Below are 19,331 nucleotides of genomic sequence, written 5' to 3'. Positions count from 1 at the left end.
TGTAGGAGCGAGCTTGCTCGCGAACGGGGTGGGTGTCATGAAAGGCTTCGCGAGCAAGCTCGCTCCTACGGGTTCGGGTCGGGTTCGGCCATGTGGATGTTCGCTCTAGTCGTAGGAGCGAGCTTGCTCGCGAATGGGGCGGACGTCATAAAGCTCGCGAGCGAGCTCGTTGCTACAGCGGTGGGCTTTCGGGTGGCGGCGGGTCGGTCTCTAGCCACGCCTTCATCTGCTCCACCCCCCACAACACCCGTTCCGGCGTGGCCGGGGCATCGATCTCTGGTTGCACGCGATAATCCGCCACGCTCGCCACCGCATCCTTGATGGCGCACCACACCGAGATGCCGAGCATGAACGGTGGTTCGCCCACGGCCTTGGAGTGGAACACTGTGTCTTCGGGGTTCTTGCGGTTCTCCACCAGCTTCACGCGCAGGTCCAGTGGCACGTCGGCCACCGCCGGGATCTTGTAGCTGGCCGGGCCGGCGGTCATCAACTTGCCGCCATCGTTCCACACCAGCTCCTCGGTGGTGAGCCAGCCCATGCCCTGGACAAAGCCGCCTTCCACCTGGCCGATGTCGATGGCCGGGTTCAGCGAGGCGCCCACGTCGTGGAGGATATCGGCACGCAGCAATCTGTACTCTCCGGTGAGAGTGTCGACCACCACTTCGGAGCAGGCCACGCCAAAGGCGAAATAATAGAACGGCCGGCCGCGCGCCCGGCTGCGGTCGTAATGGATCTTCGGCGTCTTGTAGAAGCCGGTGGCCGAAAGCGATACCTGGCCGACGTAGGCCAGGGTGATCAGTTGCTCGAAGGTGATGTACTTGTCACCGGCGCGTACCTGGCCGTTGCGGAACTGTATGTCGCTTTCCGCTACGTCGAAGTGTCCGGCGGCAAAGCTCACCAGCCTGTCCTTGATCTTCTCGGCGGCGTTCTGCGCCGCCTTGCCGTTGAGGTCGGTGCCGCTGGATGCCGCCGTGGGCGAGGTGTTGGGCACCTTGTCGGTGTTGGTCGCGGTGATCTGGATGCGACCGATGTCGACCTGGAACACCTCGGCTACCACTTGCGCCACCTTGGTATTCAGGCCCTGGCCCATCTCGGTGCCGCCATGGTTCAGGTGGATACTGCCGTCGGTATAGATGTGTACCAGCGCGCCGCCCTGGTTGAGAAAGCTGGAAGTGAAGCTGATGCCGAACTTCACCGGTGTCAGCGCCAGGCCGCGCTTGAGGATCGGGCTGGAGGCGTTGAACCTGCGGATCTCCTCGCGACGACCTGTGTATTCACTGCTGGCCTCGAGCTCGGCGGTCATTTCCTCGAGCAGGTTGTGTTCGACGGTCTGGTAGTAGTGGGTCTCGTTGCGCTCGGTCTTGCCGTAGTAGTTGAGCTTGCGGATTTCCAGCGGGTCCTTGCCCAGGGACCGGGCGATGGCGTCCATGATTTCCTCGATGGCCATCATCCCCTGGGGACCGCCGAAGCCGCGGAAGGCGGTGTTGGAGGCGGTGTTGGTCTTGCAGCGGTGACCTTCGATCAGCGCATCGCCCAGATAGTAGGCATTGTCGGCATGGAACATGGCGCGGTCGACGATGGCCCCGGAAAGATCCGGCGAGTAGCCGCAATTACCGGCGTAGACGATGTGCACACCCTGAAGGCGGCCTTCGTCGTCATGGCCCACGTCATAATCGATGAGAAAGGGGTGGCGCTTGCCGGTGATGGCCATGTCGTCGGCGCGGGCCAGGCGCATCTTGGTCGGGCGCCCGGTCAGGCGCGCGACCACCGCGCACAGGCAGGCGGGAAAGGACGCCTGGGTCTCCTTGCCGCCAAAGCCACCGCCCATCCGGCGCATGTCGACGACGATGCGGTTCATCGGCACGCCTAGCACTTCACCGACCAGCTTCTGAATCTCGGTGGGGTTCTGCGTCGAGCAGTAGACAATCATCCCCCCGTCCTCGGTGGGCAGCACGGCCGACACCTGGGTCTCGAGATAGAAATGCTCCTGACCGCCCACTTCGAGGCTGCCCTTGAGGCGATGGCGGGCATGACCATGGGCGTTGGCCAGGTTGCCGCGCTGTTGCACATGGCTGTCGAGCACGAAGTGCTTGCGCCTGAGCGCTTCTCTTACATCCAGCACGGGCTCCAGATCCTCGTACTCGATGATTGCGGCCATGGCCGCCCGACGCGCCGCCTCGGGTGTATTCGCGGCGACCGCCAGCACCGGCTGGCCCACATACTGCACGGTTTCGTCGGCCAGCAGCGGGTCGCCGGCGAACACCGGGCCGATATCCAGTTGGCCGGGCACGTCGGCGGCGGTGACGGCGATGGCTACGCCGGCAATGGCGTAGCAGGGCGTGGTATCGATTCTCAAAATCCGTGCATGGGCGCGCTCGGACAGTCGTGCGTGAACATGGAGCTGGTTGGGAAATTCCAGTCGGTCGTCGATGTACTGTGCTTCGCCGGTGACGTGTTTGGCCGCGCTTTCATGCTTTACGCTGCGTCCGACACCGGTGACCAGATCCTGCCGATACAGCTCGGCAACTTCTTCCTCGGTCATGCGTGGTTTAAGCATAGGCGGTCACCCGGGTCGCCAGATCAGGCGTGGTCAGTTCGATGAAGCACTTGCGCAGCAGGTTCTGCGCGGTGAGCAGGCGGTACTCGCGGCTGGCGCGAAAATCCGTCAGTGGGGTGAAGTCGTTGGCCAGCGCGGCGCAAGCGCTCTCGACGCAGGCCTCGCTGAACGGCTGGCCTATCAATGCGGCCTCGCAGGAGGCGGCCCGCTTCGGAATCGCCGCCATGCCGCCGAAGGCGATGCGGGCATCGGTCACCGTGCCGCTCTCAAGGGTCAGGTTGAAGGCGGCGCAGACGGCCGAGATGTCATCGTCGAGGCGCTTGGAAATCTTGTAGGCACGGAAGGCGCCGTTGCCGGCAGGGCGCGGGACGCGGATGCGCTCGATGAACTCGCCGCTCTGCCGGGCGGTGACGCGATAGTCGACGAAATAGTCCTCGAGCGGCAGTGTCCGGGTGTCCTTGCCCTTGCGCAGGACGATTTCGCTGCCCAGGGCGATCAGCAGTGGCGGCGCGTCGCCGATGGGCGAGGCGTTGCCGATATTGCCGCCGAGGGTGCCCTGGTTGCGGATCTGCTGGGAGGCGAAGCGGTGCAGCAGTTCGCCGAAATCCGGATACTCGGCGCTGAGGGCGGCGTAGCAGTCGGTCAGCGAGGTGGCGGAGCCGATCTCCAGGTGCGTGTCGGTGGTGGTGATGCCCTTCATGTCAGCGACATGGCCGACATAGATCATCAGCGGCAGCGGGCGATGGAACTGAGTCACCTCGAGCGCCAGGTCGGTGCCGCCAGCCAGCAGCCGGGCGTCAGGATGCGCGGCGTAGAGGTCGGCCAGATCGGCCACGGTCATCGGCAGATGGCACTGATTTGCGCCAGCGCCTAAAGCGGTGGACTCGCGCGGCAGAATCTCCTTCAGCCGCGTCACCGTCTCGGCCTCGAATGCATCGAAGGCGTCGCTTTCGCGTCGGCCGCAGGCCTGCTCGGCTGCCTCCATGATCGGCCGGTAGCCGGTGCAGCGACACAGGTTGCCGGCCAGCGCTTCCAGGGTGCGCTCACGGTCGTAGCCATCGACATTCTTTTGCAGGGCGAACAGGCTCATCACGAAGCCGGGCGTGCAGAAGCCGCATTGCGAGCCGTGGCAGTCGACCATGGCGCTCTGCACGCTGTGCAGGCGGCCCTGGTGAGAGAGGTCTTCGACGCTAATGAGCTGCCGGCCATGCAGGGCGGCGACAAAGGTGAGGCAGCTATTCAGCGTGCGATAGCGCACCCGTTCGGCGCCGTCACGCACTTCCAGCTCGCCAAGTACCACAGTACAGGCGCCGCAGTCGCCCGAGGCGCAACCTTCCTTGGTGCCGGTACGGCCCAGATGGCGGCGCAGGTACTCCAGTACCGTCAGGTTGGGGTCGAGGTCACGCTCGGTGCGCAGCTCGCGGTTCAGGAGAAACTGGATCAAGGAGCCTCCGCAGTCTCGTATTGTCTGGTCCGAACGGCCCTTTCAGCATAACCGTCCGCTGATGTCGGGTCAGCCGGCGGTGGCCTGCTCTGCCCGGCGGTAGGCATAGGTGTCGGCGAAGCGCGACAGCAGATAATCGCTGGCGGTCACCGGGGCGTATTTCGGTGGATTGTCGGGGGTGTGGCAGCCGGGCAGGCAGCTGATCAGGGTATCCGGGTGCGGTTCGGCGAAGAACGGCATCGAGTAGCGATCCACGCCCAGCGGACTGATGACCCGATGCGGCGTCGACTTGTAACGGTCGTTGCTCCAGCGTGCCATCATGTCGCCGATGTTCACCACGAAGGTGCCCTCGAGAGGCGGCGCGTCGATCCATTCGCCGCGCACATTCTGCACTTGCAGGCCGCCGGCCGCGTCCTGGTGCAGCAACGTCACGCAACCATAGTCGGTATGGGCGCCGGCGCCCTTCTGGTCGATGCTGCTGGCGGTGCTGCGCGGCGGGTAGTGGATCATGCGGAACACACTGATGGGCTCGACGAAGCGCTTGTCGAAAAAGTCGCGCTCGATGCCCAAAGCCAGGGTGACGGCCCGCAGCAGGGTGCAGGCCAGCTCGTGCATGTCGCGGTAATGGGTTTCCATCAGCTCGGCCCAGCCGTCCAGATCGGGGTGCCGGTTCGGCCCGCGCAGGGGCTGGCCGGCGAGTACCTGCGGATGATCGGCGCTCATGTGAAAACCCATGTCGAAGGTTTCCTTGAGGTCGCAGGGCTCGTTGGGGTCGAGTTGTTCTGTGGCGACCGCGCCGTAGCCGCGATGATGGGCACTGCGGGTGATGTCGATCGCCAGCTTGCGCTCGGCAGGCTGGCCGAAAAAGCGTCGGGCGTAGTCGCTCAGCTGCGCGAGTCGTTCGGCGCTGATCGAATGCCCTTGAATGTAGAAAAAACCCCACTCGCGACAGGCCGCATCGATTTGCCGCGCCACTTCGAGGTGGCCGGCTTCGTCGGTCTGGTAGAGCGGGGCGATGTCGATGAGAGGGAGAGTGGTCATTCTGCGGGCTCGTGCATTTGGTTTTCGATAACAGCGCCGGAGGCTGGAGGCTGTACGAACAAGGTTCCGTTCAGCTTTCCGGCCTTCAGCCTCCAGCGGTTCTTGCCTTATCTGGGCAGCTCGGCTTTCACGTTCTGCACGTAGTAGTCCATTGAGGCCAGTTCGGCGTTGGTGGCCGAGACGCCCTCGGCGAGGCGCTCTTGCCCGCTCTGGTCAACAATGGGGCCGGTGAAGGGGTGGAACTCGCCGCTGCGGATGCTGGCGATGATCTCTTCGGCTTCGGCTTTCACCTCAGCCGGGACCAGGTTGCTGATCGGCAGCTGCACGGTGTCTTCAGCGATGCCACCCCAGTAGTCCTGCGGCTCCCAGTTGCCGTCGATTACCGCCTGGGTGGACTTGACGTAGTGCGGCCCCCAGTTGTTGACGATGGAGGTGAGCACCGACTTCGGCCCGAAATGCTGCATGTCGGAGGCGTAACCCACCGCATAGACGCCACGGCGCTCGGCGGTCTGGATCGGCGCGGGACTGTCGGTGTGCTGGAAGATCACGTCCACGCCCTGGTCGATCAGCGCGTTGGCGGCATCGGATTCCTTGCCCGGATCGAACCAGGAGTTGACCCACACCACACGCATCTCGGTGCCCGGGTTGTACTTGTCCAGGGCCAGCTGGATGGCGTTGATATCGCGGATCACTTCCGGAATCGGGAAAGAAGCGACATAGCCGACCTTCTTGCTCTTGGTCATCTTCGCCGCGAGGAAGCCGCCGACGTAGCGGCCTTCATAGGTACGCGACAGGTAGGTGCCGACATTGTCGGTCTGCTTGTAGCCGGTGGCGTGCTCGAAGGTCACCTCGGGAAACTGGCTGGCGACCTTGACGGTGGGGTTCATGTAGCCAAAGGAGGTGGTGAAGATCAGCTCGTGGCCACCTCGGGCCATGTTGCGAATCACCCGCTCGGCATCTGCACCCTCGGCCACGTTCTCGACAAAGCTGGTCTGGATCTTGTCACCCAGCTCCTTTTCCAGCATCAGCCGGCCCTGGTCGTGCTGGTAGGTCCAGCCATGGTCGCCTATCGGCCCGACGTAGACGAAGCCGACCTTGAGCGGATCGGCGGCGACGGCGGTCAGGGCAGTGCTCAGGCCGATGGCGGCGGCCAGGGTACGCAGCAGCATATTGCGAGGTTTCTTCTGCATTTCGGGTGACGCTCCAGTTGTCGGTTATACGGGGCCGTGTCGGCTGCCCTGATTCTGCAAAAAGCTGACCAACTGGACAGAATCTACAGAAACTGCGGAAAACGTGCCAGCGCCCATGTTGTGTGGCTTCGGCAGGGGCCCGCGGCTGGTGCGCGAAGGGGTGAGCGTGCCTGATTCTGGTGCGCACAAAGAGCCGCTGGAGGCTGAACGGGGATGGGAACGCCCTCATCGCTGCTTGGAAGTTGCGCCAAGCCCGGATTGCCTTTCGTTCAGCCTCGAGCTGCCAGCCGCTGGCGTCAGACTCCGAGTAAGGTGCGTGCCGCCTGGCTGTGATCGGCGATCAAGCCCTGCAGGTCCAGCCCCTCGATCTGCCCATCCACCACCCGCCAGCGTCCGCCTATCATCACTCGGTCGGCCTTGTCCGCGCCGCAGAGCAGCAGCGCCGAGAGCGGGTCGTGGCTGCCGGAGAAGCGCAGCTCGTCGAGCTTGAACAGAGCGAGATCCGCCTGCTTGCCCACCGCCAGCTCGCCCAGGTCGGAGCGGCCCAGCAAGTGCGCCGAGCCGCGAGTGGCCCAGCCCAGCGCCCGCTGTGGCGTGATTTCCCGGGCGCCGTAGCGCAGGCGCTGCAGGTACAGGGCCTGGCGCGCTTCGAGGATCAGGTTCGAGCCGTCGTTCGACGCCGAGCCGTCGACGCCCAGCCCGATGGGCGCGCCGGCGAGCTCCAGGTCGACCGTGGGGCAAATGCCCGAGGCCAGGCGCATGTTGGAGCTGGGACAGTGGCAGATGCCGGTGCCGGCAGCGCCGAGCCGGGCGATTTCCGCTTCGTCGAAATGGATGCCATGGGCCAGCCAGGTACGCGGGCCAAGCCAGCCGACGCTTTCGAGATAGTCCACGGTGCGCATGCCGAAGCGCTGAAGGCAGAAGGCTTCCTCGTCGAGGGTTTCGGCCAGATGGGTATGCAGACGCACGTCCAGCTGCTCGGCCAGCTGCGCACTGGCGCGCATGATGTCCGGCGTCACTGAGAAGGGCGAGCAGGGTGCCAGGGCGATCTGGATCCTTGCGCCCTCGCCGCGCTGGTGATAACGCTCGATCAGGCGCCGGCTGTCTTCGAGAATGGCCTCGCCGCTCTGCACCGTCTGCTGGGGTGGCAAGCCGCCGTCGGCTTCGCCCAGGCTCATGGAGCCGCGCGTCAGCAGGGCGCGCATGCCCAGCGCCTGGACTTCCTCTACCTGCACATCAATGGCCTGCTCCATGCCACCGGGGAACAGGTAGTGGTGGTCCGCCGCCGTGGTACAGCCCGAAAGCAGCAGTTCGGCCAGGGCGACCCGGGTGGCCAGCGCCAGCTGTTCAGGGGTCAGCCGTGCCCAGACCGGGTAAAGTGTCGTCAGCCAGGGAAACAGCGGCTCGTTCACCACCGGCGCCCAGGCGCGGGTGAGGGTCTGGTAGAAATGATGGTGGGTGTTGATCAGCCCCGGCAGGACGACATGCTCCCGCGCATCGAAGCTGTGATCGACCGGGCTGGCCGGCGACTGTCCGACGCCGAGCAGCTCGACGATACGGTCGTTTTCGATGACCAGCCCGCCGGCGGCGTCTTGATCGTTGGCGGTGAAAAGGGCGAGCGGATTCTTGATCCAGAGGCGGGACGCGGGCATGGCCGGCTCTCCTAAGGTTATGGAAGAAAAGCCAGCTCAGTTATGCCCTGTCTGCTGATCCAGGGGCGCCGAAGCGCGGCGGAAAGATAGCGAAGCCAGGCGCGGCTGTCATGGCTTTTTCAGGCCGGGGCCGCGCCTGCAAGGCGCTTTACAGGGGCAACGTCTGGCCTTGCCAGTCGACGAAGCGCACGCCGCCTCCGGATGCCTGGCTCACCTGGTCGACTAAACCGCGGCAACTGGTCTGCACATCCAGCGGGGCTTCGGCGCCGCCCATATTGGTTTTCACCCAGCCCGGGTGCATGAGCAGGACGGTGAGCGGGGTGCCTTCCAGGCCGCGCGCGAAGTTGCGGGCCAGATGGTTGAGAGCGGCCTTGCTCGCCCCGTACAGCGGCATGCCCATGCCAGGGCCAAGCTCGACGCTGCCCATCACCGAACTCATGAAGACGATCACGCCCGTCTGCGGATCCACCAGCGGCAAGAGCTGTTCGGCGGTCTGGATCGGCGCCACGGCATTGGTGAGAAACAGCTCGCCGAGCTCGTCACGGGTGGCCTGGGCGGGCTGGTGATGGCCGGGGCCGGAGATGCCTGCATTGATGTAGAGCAGGTCGAAACGACGACCCGCCAGGCGTCCCGCCAGTGCTTCGCGGCTGGCCGGGTCGGTGATGTCCAGCGTCTCCACTATAACGCCCGGCAATGCACGCAGTTCGTCGGCGTGGGCGGGGTTGCGCACGGTCGCGGTCAGCTCCCAGCCCTGGGCGTGAAACTCCTTCGCCAGGCCGAGACCGAGACCCCGCGAGGCGCCGATGATCAGTGCGGTTCGTGTCATGGATGCGCTCCGATGAGGATGGTTGGGGCGCTAGCATAGCGCGCCAGAGACGGGCAGGCGGATCTGCCCTGCCTCATGGCGGAACAGACGCACCGGCACCCGCTTGCCTGCTGGGAACTTCAATGCCCGGCCTTCCATGGCTGGCCCAGCGATACCGGGGCGTACAGCCGGGTGCGGACCGCGTCGCGCGAGAGCAGCACCAGCACCAGGATGGTTGCCGCATAGGGCAGCATAGCCATCAGGTTGCCCGGGATCGCCAGGCCGATGCCCTGGGAAACCAGATGCAGGATGCTGGCGAGGCCGAACAGCCAGGCGCCGAGCAGCACCCGGCCGACCCGCCAACTGGCGAAAACCACCAGCGCGAGGGCAATCCAGCCGCGACCGGCAGTCATGTTCTCCGCCCACATCGGCGTGTAGGCCAGCGACAGATAGCCCCCGGCCAGCCCGGCCATGGCCCCGCCGAACATCACCGCCAGGGTACGCACCCGCATCACCGGCAGGCCCATGGCGCTGGCGGCGTTGGGGTTTTCCCCGACCGCCTGAATGATCAGGCCGATGCGGCTCTTGAGCAGCACCCAGGCCACCAGGCCGAAGAGGATGAACGACAGGTAGACCAGCAGATCCTGGCCGAACAGCATGCGGCCGATCAGCGGAATGTCGCTGAGCAGTGGGATGGCCACCGGCTCGAAGCCGTTCAGCGGCCGGCCGACCCAACTGGCACCGACAAAGGACGACAGCCCCACGCCAAAGATAGTCAGCGCCAGCCCGGTGGCCACCTGGTTGGCGGTGAAACCCAGCGCCACCAGGGCGAACAGCAGTGACAGTGCCATGCCTGCCAGGCAGGCCATCAGCACGCCGAGCCAGAGGTTGCCGGTGGCGAAGGCGGCGATGAAGCCGATCACCGCGCCGAACAGCATCATGCCTTCCTGGCCGAGGTTGAGTACGCCGGTCTTCTCGCAGACCAGCTCGCCCAGCGCGACCAGCAGCAAGGGTGTGCCGGTACGGACCATGGCGAAGAGGATGTTGGTTAAGAGGTCGAGGTCCATGGGAATCCCTTAGCTGGAAGCCAGAAGCTGGAAGCTGGAAGAAAAGACGTTCATGGCTGCACCACCGGCTTCAAGCTTCCGGCTTTCAGCTTCAGGCTCCGCGCAAGGCGCGGCCGATAATGGATCAGCACATCGCACGCCAGCAGGAAGAACAGCACCATCCCCTGGAACAGCTGGGTGATGGACTGGGGCAGGTTGGCGGCCATTTGGGCGTTTTCACCGCCGAGGTAGAGCAGGGCCATGAGCAGGCTGGCGAAGACGATGCCGATGGGGTTGAGGCGACCGAGAAAGGCCACGGTGATGGCGGCATAGCCATAGCCCGGCGAGACCTGGGGCACCAGCTGGCCGATCGGCCCGGTGACTTCGGCGACACCGGCCAGGCCGGCCAGGGCGCCGCTGATCAGCAGGGCGATCCAGGTCAGGCGCTTTTCGCGGAAGCCGACGAAGCCGGCGGCCTTCTTGTCCAGGCCCAGTACCTTCACCTGAAAGCCGAGAAAGCTGCGCTGCAGGATCACCCAGACTGCCACCAGGGCGAACAGGGCGAAGTAGAAGCCCGCATGCACCCGCAGTTCGCCGAGGATTTCCGGCAGCCGGGTGGCGTCGCCGAACATCGCCGACTGCGGGAAGTTGAAGCCCATCGGGTCCTTCAGTGGACCGTGTACCGCATAGAGCAGCAGGTTCAGCGCGATGTAGTTCAGCATGATGCTGGTGAGGATCACGTTGGCGTTGAACTGGGTGCGCAGCCAGGCGCAGAGCCCAGCCCAGGCGGCGCCGCCCAGGGTGCCCGCCATCAACGTCAGCACCAGCGCCCAGCGCGACTCCCAGTCGATGAGGTTGATCGCCAGGGCGCTGCCTACAAGCGCGCCCATCAGCAACTGGCCTTCGGCGCCGATGTTCCAGATGCGGGCGTTGTAGACCACCGCCAGGCCCAGGGCACAGAGCAGGATCGGCAACGCCTTCACCAGCAGTTCGGAGACGCCATAGAGGTCGCGCACCGGGTCTATGAGCAGCACCCGCAGGGTTTCCAGCGGTGGGTGGCCGAGCAGGGCGAACAGCAGCGCGCCGCTGGCCAGGGTGAGCAGGGCGGCCAGCAGCGGCGAGAGCCAGAGCATGGCGCGGGATTCCTGCCCGCGGGGTTCAAGGGAAAGCAGCATGTCGGGGCTCTCAGGCGTCGGACGGGGTGGGGTGGGCGTCGAACTGGCCGGCCATCCAGCGGCCGACATCGCTCGGGGTGCATTCGGTGGTGCGGCGCGGCGAAGACAACCGGCCGTCGCTGAGCGCGGCGAGCCGGTCGCTGATATGGAACAGCTCTTCCAGGTCTTCGGAAATCACCAGGATTGCCGCGCCGGCATCGCGCAGTTCGATCAGGGCCCGGTGGATGGCCGCGGCGGCGCCCACGTCGACGCCCCAGGTGGGGTGCGCGGCGATCAGCAGCTTCGGCCGTTGCAGGATTTCCCGGCCGAGGATGAACTTCTGCAGGTTGCCGCCCGAAAGGCTCCGGGCCGCGGCATGGGGGCCGGGGGTTTTTACCGCGAACTCGCGGATCACCCGCTCGGCGAACTGCCGGACCTTGCCGCCCCGGACCATGCCGTTGCCCACCAAATCCTCGTGCAGGTAACCCGTGAGCAGCCCGTTGTCAGCCAGTGACATGTCCGGCACTGCGCCATGGCCGAGGCGTTCGGCCGGGACGAAAGCCAGTCCACGGCGACGGCGGGCGTCCGGGCGAAGATGGGCGACCGGCTCGTCCTGATAACGGATGCAGGCGGCCTCGGCGCTGCGCAGTCTCTGTTCGCCCGAGAGCAGGGCGAGCAGTTCGTCCTGGCCGTTGCCGGCGACGCCCGCGACGCCAAGGATTTCGCCGGCACGTACCCTGAGATCCACCTCCTTGAGCGAGACGCCAAAGGGGTCGGCGTTGTGCCAGGACAGCCCCTTCACCTGCAGAAAGGGCGCACCGCCCTCGGCCTTGGGATAGTCGGCCTCCAGGCCTTCGGCGTCGCCCACCATCAATCGCGCCAGCTCCAGGTCGCTGCATTCGGCGGGAATGCAGTCCCCGGACACCTTGCCGTGACGCAGCACCGTGGCGGTCTCGCAGAGCGCGCGCACTTCGTTCAGCTTGTGGCTGATGAACAGGATGCTGCAGCCCTCGCTCGCCAGGCGCCGCAGTACTACGAACAGATCGTCCGCTTCCTGCGGGGTCAGTACCGAGGTGGGCTCGTCGAGGATCAGCAACTTGATGTCCTGCATCAGGCAACGAACGATCTCCACCCGCTGGCGCTCGCCGATGGACAGGCTGTGCACCAGTCGCCGGGGCTCAAGAGGCATGCCGTAGCGTTGCGAAACTTCGCGGATCTTCGCCTCCAGCTGCTTTGGTGTGCCGGCGGCGACACCCAGCGCCAGGGCGATGTTTTCCGCCACGTCGAGGGTTTCGAACAGCGAAAAGTGCTGGAACACCATGCCGATGCCGCGATCCCTCGCCTGGGCCGGGTCACGCATGGCCACCTGTTCGCCCTCCCAGGTGATGCTGCCTTCGTCCGGCTGGGTCACCCCGTAGATGATCTTCATCAGGGTACTCTTGCCGGCCCCGTTCTCGCCCAGCAGCGCATGGATCTCGCCTGGGGCGATGGCAAGATCGATGCGGTCGTTGGCGACAGTACCGGGGTAGCGTTTGGTAATACCGCGCAGCTGAAGGCGTGCGGGCTGGCGAGGCTCGGACATGAAAAGGCATCCGGTTGGTTTGCGGTGGACCGGATTAAAGCAAAAAGCTGGCCAAGTGGTCAGGAAAATATCGAAGCTCCGGCGTTTGGGCCGATGCGGCCGGGCATCGGAGCCGAACCCTGCTGCCGGTGCGTTGAGATGGTGCGCCTTTGGCGGGCTGGGAACCAGTATGGAGCAGCCGCGCCAACCCGGCTGGGCTACAGTTACAGTAAGGCTAAGCCGCTTTCGCCACCCGAGGTTGCAGCCATGAGCGAGTACCTGCCCCCGCTGTCCGACACCCGCTTCGTGCTCGAGGAAGTGGTCTGCCTCGAGGACCTCTGCCAGGGGTTGGACCTGGGCGAGTTCGATCTGGAGATGGCCACGCAGATTCTCGCCGAGGCCGGCAGGCTGGCGGCCGATGTTCTTGCTCCGCTGAACGCGGCGGGTGACCGCGACGGCGCGCGACTTGGCGAAGCGGGGGTGCAGGAAACGCCGGGCTTCGCCAAGGCCTACCGACTGTTTTGCGCGGGCGGCTGGAGCGCCTTGAGTGCACAGCCCGAGATCGGTGGCCAGGGTCTGCCGCAGGTGCTCGCGACGGCGGTAAACGAGCTTTGGCATTCAGCGAACATGGCCTTTGCGCTCTGTCCGTTGCTGAGCCTGGGCGCCATCGAGGCGTTGCGTCACCACGCTTCGCCCGCCTTGCAGGCGCGTTACCTGCCAAAGCTGGTCAGCGGCGAATGGACCGGCACGATGAACCTTACCGAACCGGATGCCGGTTCCGACCTGGCCGCGGTGAAGACCCGGGCCGTGCCCGAGGGCGAGCACTATCGGCTCAGCGGGCAGAAGATCTTCATCACCTGGGGCGAGCACGGCATGAGCGACAATATCCTGCACCTGGTCCTGGCCAGGCTGCCGGAGGCGCCGGCCGGGGTGAAGGGCCTGTCGCTGTTTCTGGTGCCGCGCTTCATTCCTGGTGACGAAGGCACCCCGGGACCCAACGAGGTGCGCTGCCTGTCGCTGGAGCACAAGCTCGGCATCCACGGCAGCCCCACCTGCGTGATGAATCTTGGGGGCGACAGGGGGGCGCTGGGCTATCTGATCGGCGAGCCACATGCCGGGCTGGCCTGCATGTTCACCATGATGAACCACGCCCGCCAGGCGGTGGGCATGCAGGGCCTGGCCATCGCCGAGCGGGCCTACCAGGCAGCGCGCGGTTACGCCCGCCAGCGCCTGCAAGGCACGGCGCGCGACGGTAGCCGTTTTGCGATCATTCGCTTTCCCGATGTGCGCCGCATGCTGATGCAGATGAAGGCAGCGGTGGAGGCTATGCGCGCCCTGGCGCTGATCGCGGCGGCAGAAGTGGACCGCGCAGAGCATGGCGACCAGGCCAGCGCCCGCGCCCACCAGCGCCGGGTGGATCTCTACACGCCCATCGTCAAGGGGTGGATGACCGAGCTGGCGCAGGAGGTGACTTCGTTGGCGGTTCAGGTTCACGGCGGCGCCGGTTATATCGAGGAGACCGGTGTGGCGCGGCATTTTCGCGATGCCCGGATCCTGCCGATCTACGAGGGCACCAATGGCATCCAGGCGCTGGACCTGGTGGGGCGCAAGACGCTGGCCGATGGCGGCGAAACCCTCGCAGCCTTGTTCGACGAGATCGAGGGCACGCTCGGCGCGCTTGTTTGCGAGCCACGCTGTGGTGTGTTGGCCGAGGCGTTGGGTGCCGCGCTGGAGGCCGCTCGCGCCGCCTGGCAGCGGCTATTGAAAGGCGCCGGGGATGACCCGGCGCTGGCCGGCAGCGTCAGCTTCAATTTCATGCAGCTGATGGGCTATCTCTGCGGCGGCTGGGCAATTGCCCGATCGGCGCTGGCCGCGGCGCTGATGCTCGGTGCCGGGCGTGGCGATCCGGCGTTCCTCGAAGCCAAGCTCATCACTGCTCGCTTCTATGCCGAGCATCTTCTGCCGCGCACCCAGGCCCTGCTGCTGTCGGTGCAGGCGGGCAGCGGCAGCATCATGGCGCTGCCGGAAGACGCCTTCTGATCCTGTCACCAGATGCCCTGATGCAACTCGGCCGCTTCGTCTTCCAGCAGTGGGCCGACCACCTCGACCTGACGCTGGCCGGCAGCGAAGACGACGCGGCAAGGCAGGTCGAGGGTGGGGTTTTCCGGGTGGTTGCCGGTCAGCTCGCCAAGGCGCTTCTCCGACAGCCCATAGACCACCCGGCCGACGCCCGCCCAGTAGGCCGCGCCGGCGCACATGGCGCAGGGCTCGGCGGAGGTGTACAGGGTGCAGCGGGAGAGGAATTCCGGGGTGTAGCGGGTCGAGGAGCGGGTCATCAGCACCCGCTCGGCGTGGCCGGTCATATCGTGGTCGGGCAGGTAGGCATTGCCCTGTTCCAGTAGTACCTCGCCGTCCGGGCCAACGAGGATGGCGCCGAACGGATGGGTGCCGGTGTCCCGGGCGCGGGCCGCAACGGCAAAGCTCTGGCGGAGAAAGGCATGGTCATCGAGAGGCATCGGGGTCGCTCCGGGGAGGATGTCTTCAGTGCTCGCCTTTCGGCAGGCTCCAGGGAAACAGCAGCTTCTGCAGCAGGCCGACCAGGTGGAACAGCACCAGGCTGATCACCACCAGCAACAGCAGTGCGGCAAAGGCCTGGGGCACCTGGAACATCGAGGTGGAGAAGTTGATGAAGTAGCCCAGGCCCTTTTCCGCGGCGACGAACTCGGCTACCACCGCGCCGATCACCGCCAGGGTGATGGAGATGCGCAGTGCCGAGAAAAGGTGCGGGATGGCGAACGGCAGTCTGATGTTGCGGTATTCCCGCGAGCGTGAGGCGCCGAGGGAGCGGGACAGTTCGATCAGCTCGCCCGGGGTCGCCAAAAGCCCGGTCACGGTGGAGACCACAATGGGAAAGAACGCGATCAGGAAGGTGATGAACACCCGTGGCAGGTCGCCGGCGCCCATTACCACCACGATGATCGGTGCTACTGCGACGATGGGCGTCGATTGCACAATCACCAGCAGCGGATAGAGGGTGCGCGACAGCAATTTGGACGAGGCCAGGGCAATGGCCAGCGGCACGCCGATGAGGATCGACAGGCCATAACCCATCAAGGTGACCCGCAGCGTCGCCCAGGTGTGGTCGAGCCAGACGCCGGGACCCAGGCGCATCGCCGCCGTCACGATGGCCGACGGCGAGGGCAGTACGAACGAGGGCAGGCTGAAGCCCCGGCACACGCCTTCCCAGATCAGCAGCAGGACCACCAGGGCCAGCCAGGGGGCGAGACGTTCGCTCAGCTTAGTGGCCATGGCGCGAGAAGACCTGGCGGCGGATGTGGTTGGCGAGCTCATTGAAGCGCGGCTCCGTAAGGGTTTCCATGGACCGCGGGCGCGGCAGGTCGACATCGATGATTTCCGAGATGCGCCCCGGCCGGGCCGACATCACCAGGATGCGGTCGGCCAGCAGCAATGCCTCGGGAATCGAGTGGGTGATGAACAGCACGGTCTTGGGTCGGCTGGTCCAGATGTTCAGCAGCTCCAGGCTCAGCTCGTCGCGGGTCAGCGCGTCGAGGGCCGAGAAGGGCTCGTCCATCAGCAGAATCTCGGGATCGTGCAGCAGCGCCCGGGCGATGCCGGCGCGCTGCTGCATGCCGCCGGATAGCTCGTCCGGCCGCTTGCCGCCGAATTCCTTCAGCCCCACCAGCTCCAGGAGCTCCTCGCCACGCTCGCGTTCGGCCGGCGTGACCCGCCCGTACTTGTGCTTCATCGGGAAGGTCAGGTTGTCGCGGATCGACAGCCAGGGCAGCAGGGTCGGCTTCTGAAACACGATGCCAATCTCATCCCGCGGGCCGGTCACCGCCTTGTCGTAGATGCTCACCTGGCCACTGGTGGGCCTGATCAGCCCGGCCAGGATGCGCAGCAGGGTCGACTTGCCGCAGCCGGACGGGCCGATCACTGCGATGAACTCGTGGCGGCCGATGTTGAAGCTGGTGTTGTCGAGGGCGATCACCTCGCTCCCGTCGGAGGAGGTGAACACCTGGCGCACCCCGTCGAAGACGATGCTCGGGCGGGACGCAGCCTGGGTTTCGGCGGTCATGGCATCACTCGACATATTGAGAGGTGACGGCGGTCTTCGGGTCCAGGGCGTTCAGCTCCAGGTTCTGCGCACGGGCCACCCACTGCCAGGTGATCTGCAGGCGCGCCGGGTTGAACGCGCGGGTGCCTTCGCTCTCGCTGATCTCGTTGGCCATCAGTGGGATGGACGCCTCGAACTGCTCGACGGCCTGCTGCTCATCCACTTCCGGCACCATCTTCTTCAGCGCGGCCGCCGCGGCTGCCGGGTTGGCAATGGCCATTTCCTGAGCCTTGCGGTAGGCGGAGACAAACTTTTTCGCGACCTCGGGATTGCGTTGTAGGAAGCGCTCGGAGGCCACCAGCGACAGGCCGTAGCCGTCGAAGCCGTATTCCGACCAGGGTATTACCTCCAGTTCCTTGCCGGCCTCGCCCAGCGAGCGGACAAAGCCCGGCGCCACGGTTACCCAGTTGATGGTGGCGTCCACCTTGCCGGTGGCCAGCATTGGCGCCAGGGCGCCCGGGTCCAGCTTCAGCAGCTTGACGCTGTTAGGGTCGATGCCGTTGTTTTCCAGCAGCAGTGGCCAAACCACGTTGGAGGCGGAAAAGGTCGGGGTGGCGACCGTCTTGCCGACGATGTCGGTGAACTTCTCGATGCCAGAGCCTTCGGCGGTAAACAGGGCGTCGGGCTGCTTGTTGTAGATCGGCGCCACGGCCACCACCGGCACCGGGCCCTGGGCCTTGGCCTGCAGCAGGGAGGCGAGGCCGGCGGAGCCGAAGTCGGCGCTGTTGGTGGCCAGCTTGGTGACCACGTCGGCGCCACCACGGGCGCTGGAGATTTCCACCTCGATGTCCTCGGCGGCGAACAGGCCTTCCTGCACCCCGAGATAGATCACCGCCTTGTCGCCGGCCGGCAGCCAGTCGTTCAGCCAGCGCACCTTGTCGGCGGCCAGAGCGGCGTTGGAGCACAGGGCCACGAGGGCGCTGGCGAGCAGGGTTTTCTTGAACATGGGGCTACTCCTGGGGGTTGGCGACGGTTGCCATGCAATAAACGGGGCGTGGATGACGGGAAAAGAATTCGATCAGGCCGTACAGCAGCTGATCCGGGGCGGCCAACTGCGGGGCATGGCCGCAATCCAGTACCAGACGCTGGGCGCCCGGTACCCGGTGCTGCATTTCCTGCTGCACGATGGGCACCACCGAGCGGTCGGCGCTGCACTCGACATAGAGTCGCGGCAGCTGGCCGAAACGGGCGGCGCTCCAGTGGGCATGCAGGGCGCGTCCGCCGTCCGGTTGCGGTACCAGCCTCCGCGCCGCACGCAGGGCAGCGGCCACCGGGGCGTCATGAAAGAAGAACGCGCAGGCGACCTCCGGCGGCACTTCGCTGCCCGACTCGGTGGCCTGCAGCCAGGGACCGATGCCGGCCGCTTCGGGGAAGTCCTGCACCAATTCGCGGCAGAGATCGGCGAAGCCAGCACCGCTCGGCAGCATCATCCCGGCGATGTAGCTGACGCTGGCGATGCGCTCGGCGAGGCGTTCGGCCACCGCGGTGGCGGTAATGCCGCCGCCTGAATGGCCGACCAGATGCACCGGGCCATCGAGGCGCTCGATCAGCCGAGCCACATGGTCGACGTAACGCTGGAGGTGGACCTCTCCAGGTGGGGTGTTGTCCTGACCGTTGCCCGGCAGGTCCACTGCGTGCGGCCGGAACCCCGCGGCGCGCAGCCCGTCGAGCAGCCCGTCCCAGACCCAGCTGCCGGCCCAGGCGCCATGGATCAGCACCACGTCGCTGTGCTTAGCCATAGGTCTTCCGGTACATCTCGCGGTGGTGTTGCTCCACCGTCACTGGCGCGTAGCGTGGGGTTTCGCCCTGATCCAGGCAGGTAGGCAGGCATTCGACGAGGTGATCGGGGTTGCCGCTGAAGAAGAAGGGCACGCTATAACGCTCGGCGCCCGACAGGTTGACTACCCGGTGCAGCGTCGAGCGGTAACGGTCGTTGGTCCAGCGGGCGATCATGTCGCCGAGGTTCACCACATAGGTGCCGGGAATCGGTTCGGCTTCCAGCCATTCGCCAGCGCGGTGATCCCAGACCTGCAGGCCGGGGTTTTCGTCCTGCAGCAGCAGGGTCAGCCCGCCGAAGTCGGTATGGGCGCCACAGCCCTTTTCGCCTGGCTGCGGGTTGGCCGGCTGGGGCGGGTAGTGCAAGAGGCGCAAGGTGCTCATGGAGTCCCGGCAGAAGCCGGAGAAATAATCTTCGGGCAATTGCAGTGACAGGGCGATGGCACTCATCAGGCGGCTGGCCAGCGCCTCCAGGGCGTCGCGATAGGCCTCCATGGTTCGCCGGAAGCGCGGCAGATCGGGCCACTGGTTGGGCCCGTGATTGAAGCGCCCGGCCAACACCCGTGGATCGTCCGCGGCATCCTCGCGACCGATATAGAAGCCTTCTTTGAGGTCGGCCGGGGCGCCGGCTTCAAGCCTTTGCCCGCGCAGCGGCTCGTAGCCGCGATTGGCGGCAGACTTGGCTTTGTCGAGGGCACGCTTGGCCGTCTCGGGCAGATCGAACAAGCGCCTGGTCTCCGCGAAGAGGGCGCGCTGCAGGGCGCCGTCAACGCCGTGGTTACAGATGTAGAAGAAGCCTGTTTGCTTGCAGGCGCGGCCGACCTCAGCGGCCACCGCGGTGCGGTCGGCAAGGTCGGGGGAAAACAGGCCGGCGACATCTATCAGAGGCAGTTTGGTCTGATCGAGCCGGCGCGCTGAAAGAGTGTCGGACATTTCGGTCTTCCTGCAGAAGCGGGTCGGGCCTTGGTGG

16 protein-coding genes are annotated in these 19,331 nt (G+C 65.8%); 1 reads left to right on the top strand and 15 read right to left on the bottom strand.

Annotation, left to right across the window (positions count from 1 at the left end):
• Positions 1 to 172: 172 nt before the first annotated feature.
• The 9 genes from xdhB to ACFOMF_RS00325 all read right to left on the bottom strand — a co-directional run bounded on the left by xdhB (position 173) and on the right by ACFOMF_RS00325 (position 12,471).
• The gene (xdhB, locus tag ACFOMF_RS00365; RefSeq protein ID WP_386360077.1) at positions 173 to 2,557 is read right to left on the bottom strand and encodes a xanthine dehydrogenase molybdopterin binding subunit; all 2,385 of its coding nucleotides are present in this window, start codon (positions 2,555 to 2,557) and stop codon (positions 173 to 175) included.
• Entirely contained in the window at positions 2,550 to 4,001 is a 1,452-nt protein-coding gene (gene xdhA / locus ACFOMF_RS00360; protein WP_386360074.1) for a xanthine dehydrogenase small subunit, read from the bottom strand. Before xdhA ends, xdhB begins: the two co-directional genes overlap by 8 nt.
• A gap of 69 nt (positions 4,002 to 4,070) precedes the next feature.
• The gene (locus ACFOMF_RS00355; RefSeq protein ID WP_386360071.1) at positions 4,071 to 5,042 is read right to left on the bottom strand and encodes a 2-oxoglutarate and iron-dependent oxygenase domain-containing protein; all 972 of its coding nucleotides are present in this window, start codon (positions 5,040 to 5,042) and stop codon (positions 4,071 to 4,073) included.
• A gap of 107 nt (positions 5,043 to 5,149) precedes the next feature.
• Positions 5,150 to 6,232 carry a BMP family ABC transporter substrate-binding protein gene (locus tag ACFOMF_RS00350; RefSeq protein ID WP_386360068.1) on the bottom strand — a complete coding sequence of 361 codons (1,083 nt, stop codon included), beginning with the start codon at positions 6,230 to 6,232 and terminating at the stop codon, positions 5,150 to 5,152.
• Between the two features lie 296 nt (positions 6,233 to 6,528).
• The gene (locus ACFOMF_RS00345) at positions 6,529 to 7,884 is read right to left on the bottom strand and encodes an 8-oxoguanine deaminase (protein ID WP_386360065.1); all 1,356 of its coding nucleotides are present in this window, start codon (positions 7,882 to 7,884) and stop codon (positions 6,529 to 6,531) included.
• A gap of 148 nt (positions 7,885 to 8,032) precedes the next feature.
• Positions 8,033 to 8,710, bottom strand: coding sequence for an SDR family oxidoreductase (locus ACFOMF_RS00340; protein ID WP_386360062.1), 678 nt, complete (start codon positions 8,708 to 8,710; stop codon positions 8,033 to 8,035).
• 119 nt (positions 8,711 to 8,829) lie between these two features.
• A complete protein-coding gene (locus ACFOMF_RS00335; protein WP_386360059.1) occupies positions 8,830 to 9,756 on the bottom strand; it encodes an ABC transporter permease in 927 nt (308 codons plus the stop codon).
• Between the two features lie 50 nt (positions 9,757 to 9,806).
• Entirely contained in the window at positions 9,807 to 10,910 is a 1,104-nt protein-coding gene (locus tag ACFOMF_RS00330; RefSeq protein WP_386360056.1) for an ABC transporter permease, read from the bottom strand.
• 10 nt (positions 10,911 to 10,920) lie between these two features.
• Positions 10,921 to 12,471, bottom strand: a complete 1,551-nt coding sequence (locus tag ACFOMF_RS00325; RefSeq protein WP_386360054.1) for an ABC transporter ATP-binding protein — start codon at positions 12,469 to 12,471, stop codon at positions 10,921 to 10,923.
• A gap of 246 nt (positions 12,472 to 12,717) precedes the next feature.
• Between ACFOMF_RS00325 and ACFOMF_RS00320 the strand changes: the two genes are divergently transcribed.
• A complete protein-coding gene (locus ACFOMF_RS00320) occupies positions 12,718 to 14,490 on the top strand; it encodes an acyl-CoA dehydrogenase (protein ID WP_386360051.1) in 1,773 nt (590 codons plus the stop codon).
• Between the two features lie 5 nt (positions 14,491 to 14,495).
• Here the strand turns inward: ACFOMF_RS00320 and ACFOMF_RS00315 are convergent, their stop codons facing one another.
• Genes ACFOMF_RS00315 through ACFOMF_RS00290 form a run of 6 tightly spaced genes read right to left on the bottom strand, consistent with a single transcriptional unit; the run spans position 14,496 to position 19,294 of the window.
• The gene (locus ACFOMF_RS00315) at positions 14,496 to 14,966 is read right to left on the bottom strand and encodes a nucleoside deaminase (RefSeq protein ID WP_386360049.1); all 471 of its coding nucleotides are present in this window, start codon (positions 14,964 to 14,966) and stop codon (positions 14,496 to 14,498) included.
• 25 nt (positions 14,967 to 14,991) lie between these two features.
• The gene (locus ACFOMF_RS00310) at positions 14,992 to 15,759 is read right to left on the bottom strand and encodes an ABC transporter permease (protein ID WP_386360046.1); all 768 of its coding nucleotides are present in this window, start codon (positions 15,757 to 15,759) and stop codon (positions 14,992 to 14,994) included.
• Positions 15,749 to 16,546 (bottom strand): ABC transporter ATP-binding protein, encoded by a 798-nt coding sequence (locus tag ACFOMF_RS00305; RefSeq protein ID WP_386360043.1) that lies wholly within the window; start codon positions 16,544 to 16,546, stop codon positions 15,749 to 15,751. The genes ACFOMF_RS00310 and ACFOMF_RS00305 overlap by 11 nt, the downstream gene beginning before the upstream one ends.
• 4 nt (positions 16,547 to 16,550) lie before the next feature.
• The gene (locus ACFOMF_RS00300; protein ID WP_386360040.1) at positions 16,551 to 17,531 is read right to left on the bottom strand and encodes an ABC transporter substrate-binding protein; all 981 of its coding nucleotides are present in this window, start codon (positions 17,529 to 17,531) and stop codon (positions 16,551 to 16,553) included.
• Between the two features lie 4 nt (positions 17,532 to 17,535).
• A complete protein-coding gene (locus ACFOMF_RS00295; RefSeq protein ID WP_386360037.1) occupies positions 17,536 to 18,324 on the bottom strand; it encodes an alpha/beta fold hydrolase in 789 nt (262 codons plus the stop codon).
• A complete protein-coding gene (locus ACFOMF_RS00290; protein ID WP_386360034.1) occupies positions 18,317 to 19,294 on the bottom strand; it encodes an isopenicillin N synthase family dioxygenase in 978 nt (325 codons plus the stop codon). Before ACFOMF_RS00290 ends, ACFOMF_RS00295 begins: the two co-directional genes overlap by 8 nt.
• Between the last annotated feature and the right edge of the window lie 37 nt (positions 19,295 to 19,331).

The sequence above is a fragment of the Stutzerimonas tarimensis genome (genome assembly GCF_042648805.1).
Classification (GTDB): Bacteria; Pseudomonadota; Gammaproteobacteria; order Pseudomonadales; family Pseudomonadaceae; genus Azomonas; species Azomonas tarimensis.
This window is presented reverse-complemented; position numbering and strand designations above follow the sequence as displayed.

What these genes read in the sequence shown, in the direction of transcription:
- xdhB (WP_386360077.1), bottom strand. Translation starts at nt 2,557, where the DNA reads ATGCTTAAACCACGCATGACCGAGGAAGAAGTTGCCGAGCTGTATCGG.
- ACFOMF_RS00355 (WP_386360071.1), bottom strand. Translation starts at nt 5,042, where the DNA reads ATGACCACTCTCCCTCTCATCGACATCGCCCCGCTCTACCAGACCGAC.
- ACFOMF_RS00350 (WP_386360068.1), bottom strand. Translation starts at nt 6,232, where the DNA reads ATGCAGAAGAAACCTCGCAATATGCTGCTGCGTACCCTGGCCGCCGCC.
- ACFOMF_RS00345 (WP_386360065.1), bottom strand. Translation starts at nt 7,884, where the DNA reads ATGCCCGCGTCCCGCCTCTGGATCAAGAATCCGCTCGCCCTTTTCACC.
- ACFOMF_RS00340 (WP_386360062.1), bottom strand. Translation starts at nt 8,710, where the DNA reads ATGACACGAACCGCACTGATCATCGGCGCCTCGCGGGGTCTCGGTCTC.
- ACFOMF_RS00335 (WP_386360059.1), bottom strand. Translation starts at nt 9,756, where the DNA reads ATGGACCTCGACCTCTTAACCAACATCCTCTTCGCCATGGTCCGTACC.
- ACFOMF_RS00330 (WP_386360056.1), bottom strand. Translation starts at nt 10,910, where the DNA reads ATGCTGCTTTCCCTTGAACCCCGCGGGCAGGAATCCCGCGCCATGCTC.
- ACFOMF_RS00325 (WP_386360054.1), bottom strand. Translation starts at nt 12,471, where the DNA reads ATGTCCGAGCCTCGCCAGCCCGCACGCCTTCAGCTGCGCGGTATTACC.
- ACFOMF_RS00320 (WP_386360051.1), top strand. Translation starts at nt 12,718, where the DNA reads ATGAGCGAGTACCTGCCCCCGCTGTCCGACACCCGCTTCGTGCTCGAG.
- ACFOMF_RS00315 (WP_386360049.1), bottom strand. Translation starts at nt 14,966, where the DNA reads ATGCCTCTCGATGACCATGCCTTTCTCCGCCAGAGCTTTGCCGTTGCG.
- ACFOMF_RS00310 (WP_386360046.1), bottom strand. Translation starts at nt 15,759, where the DNA reads ATGGCCACTAAGCTGAGCGAACGTCTCGCCCCCTGGCTGGCCCTGGTG.
- ACFOMF_RS00305 (WP_386360043.1), bottom strand. Translation starts at nt 16,546, where the DNA reads ATGACCGCCGAAACCCAGGCTGCGTCCCGCCCGAGCATCGTCTTCGAC.
- ACFOMF_RS00300 (WP_386360040.1), bottom strand. Translation starts at nt 17,531, where the DNA reads ATGTTCAAGAAAACCCTGCTCGCCAGCGCCCTCGTGGCCCTGTGCTCC.
- ACFOMF_RS00295 (WP_386360037.1), bottom strand. Translation starts at nt 18,324, where the DNA reads ATGGCTAAGCACAGCGACGTGGTGCTGATCCATGGCGCCTGGGCCGGC.
- ACFOMF_RS00290 (WP_386360034.1), bottom strand. Translation starts at nt 19,294, where the DNA reads ATGTCCGACACTCTTTCAGCGCGCCGGCTCGATCAGACCAAACTGCCT.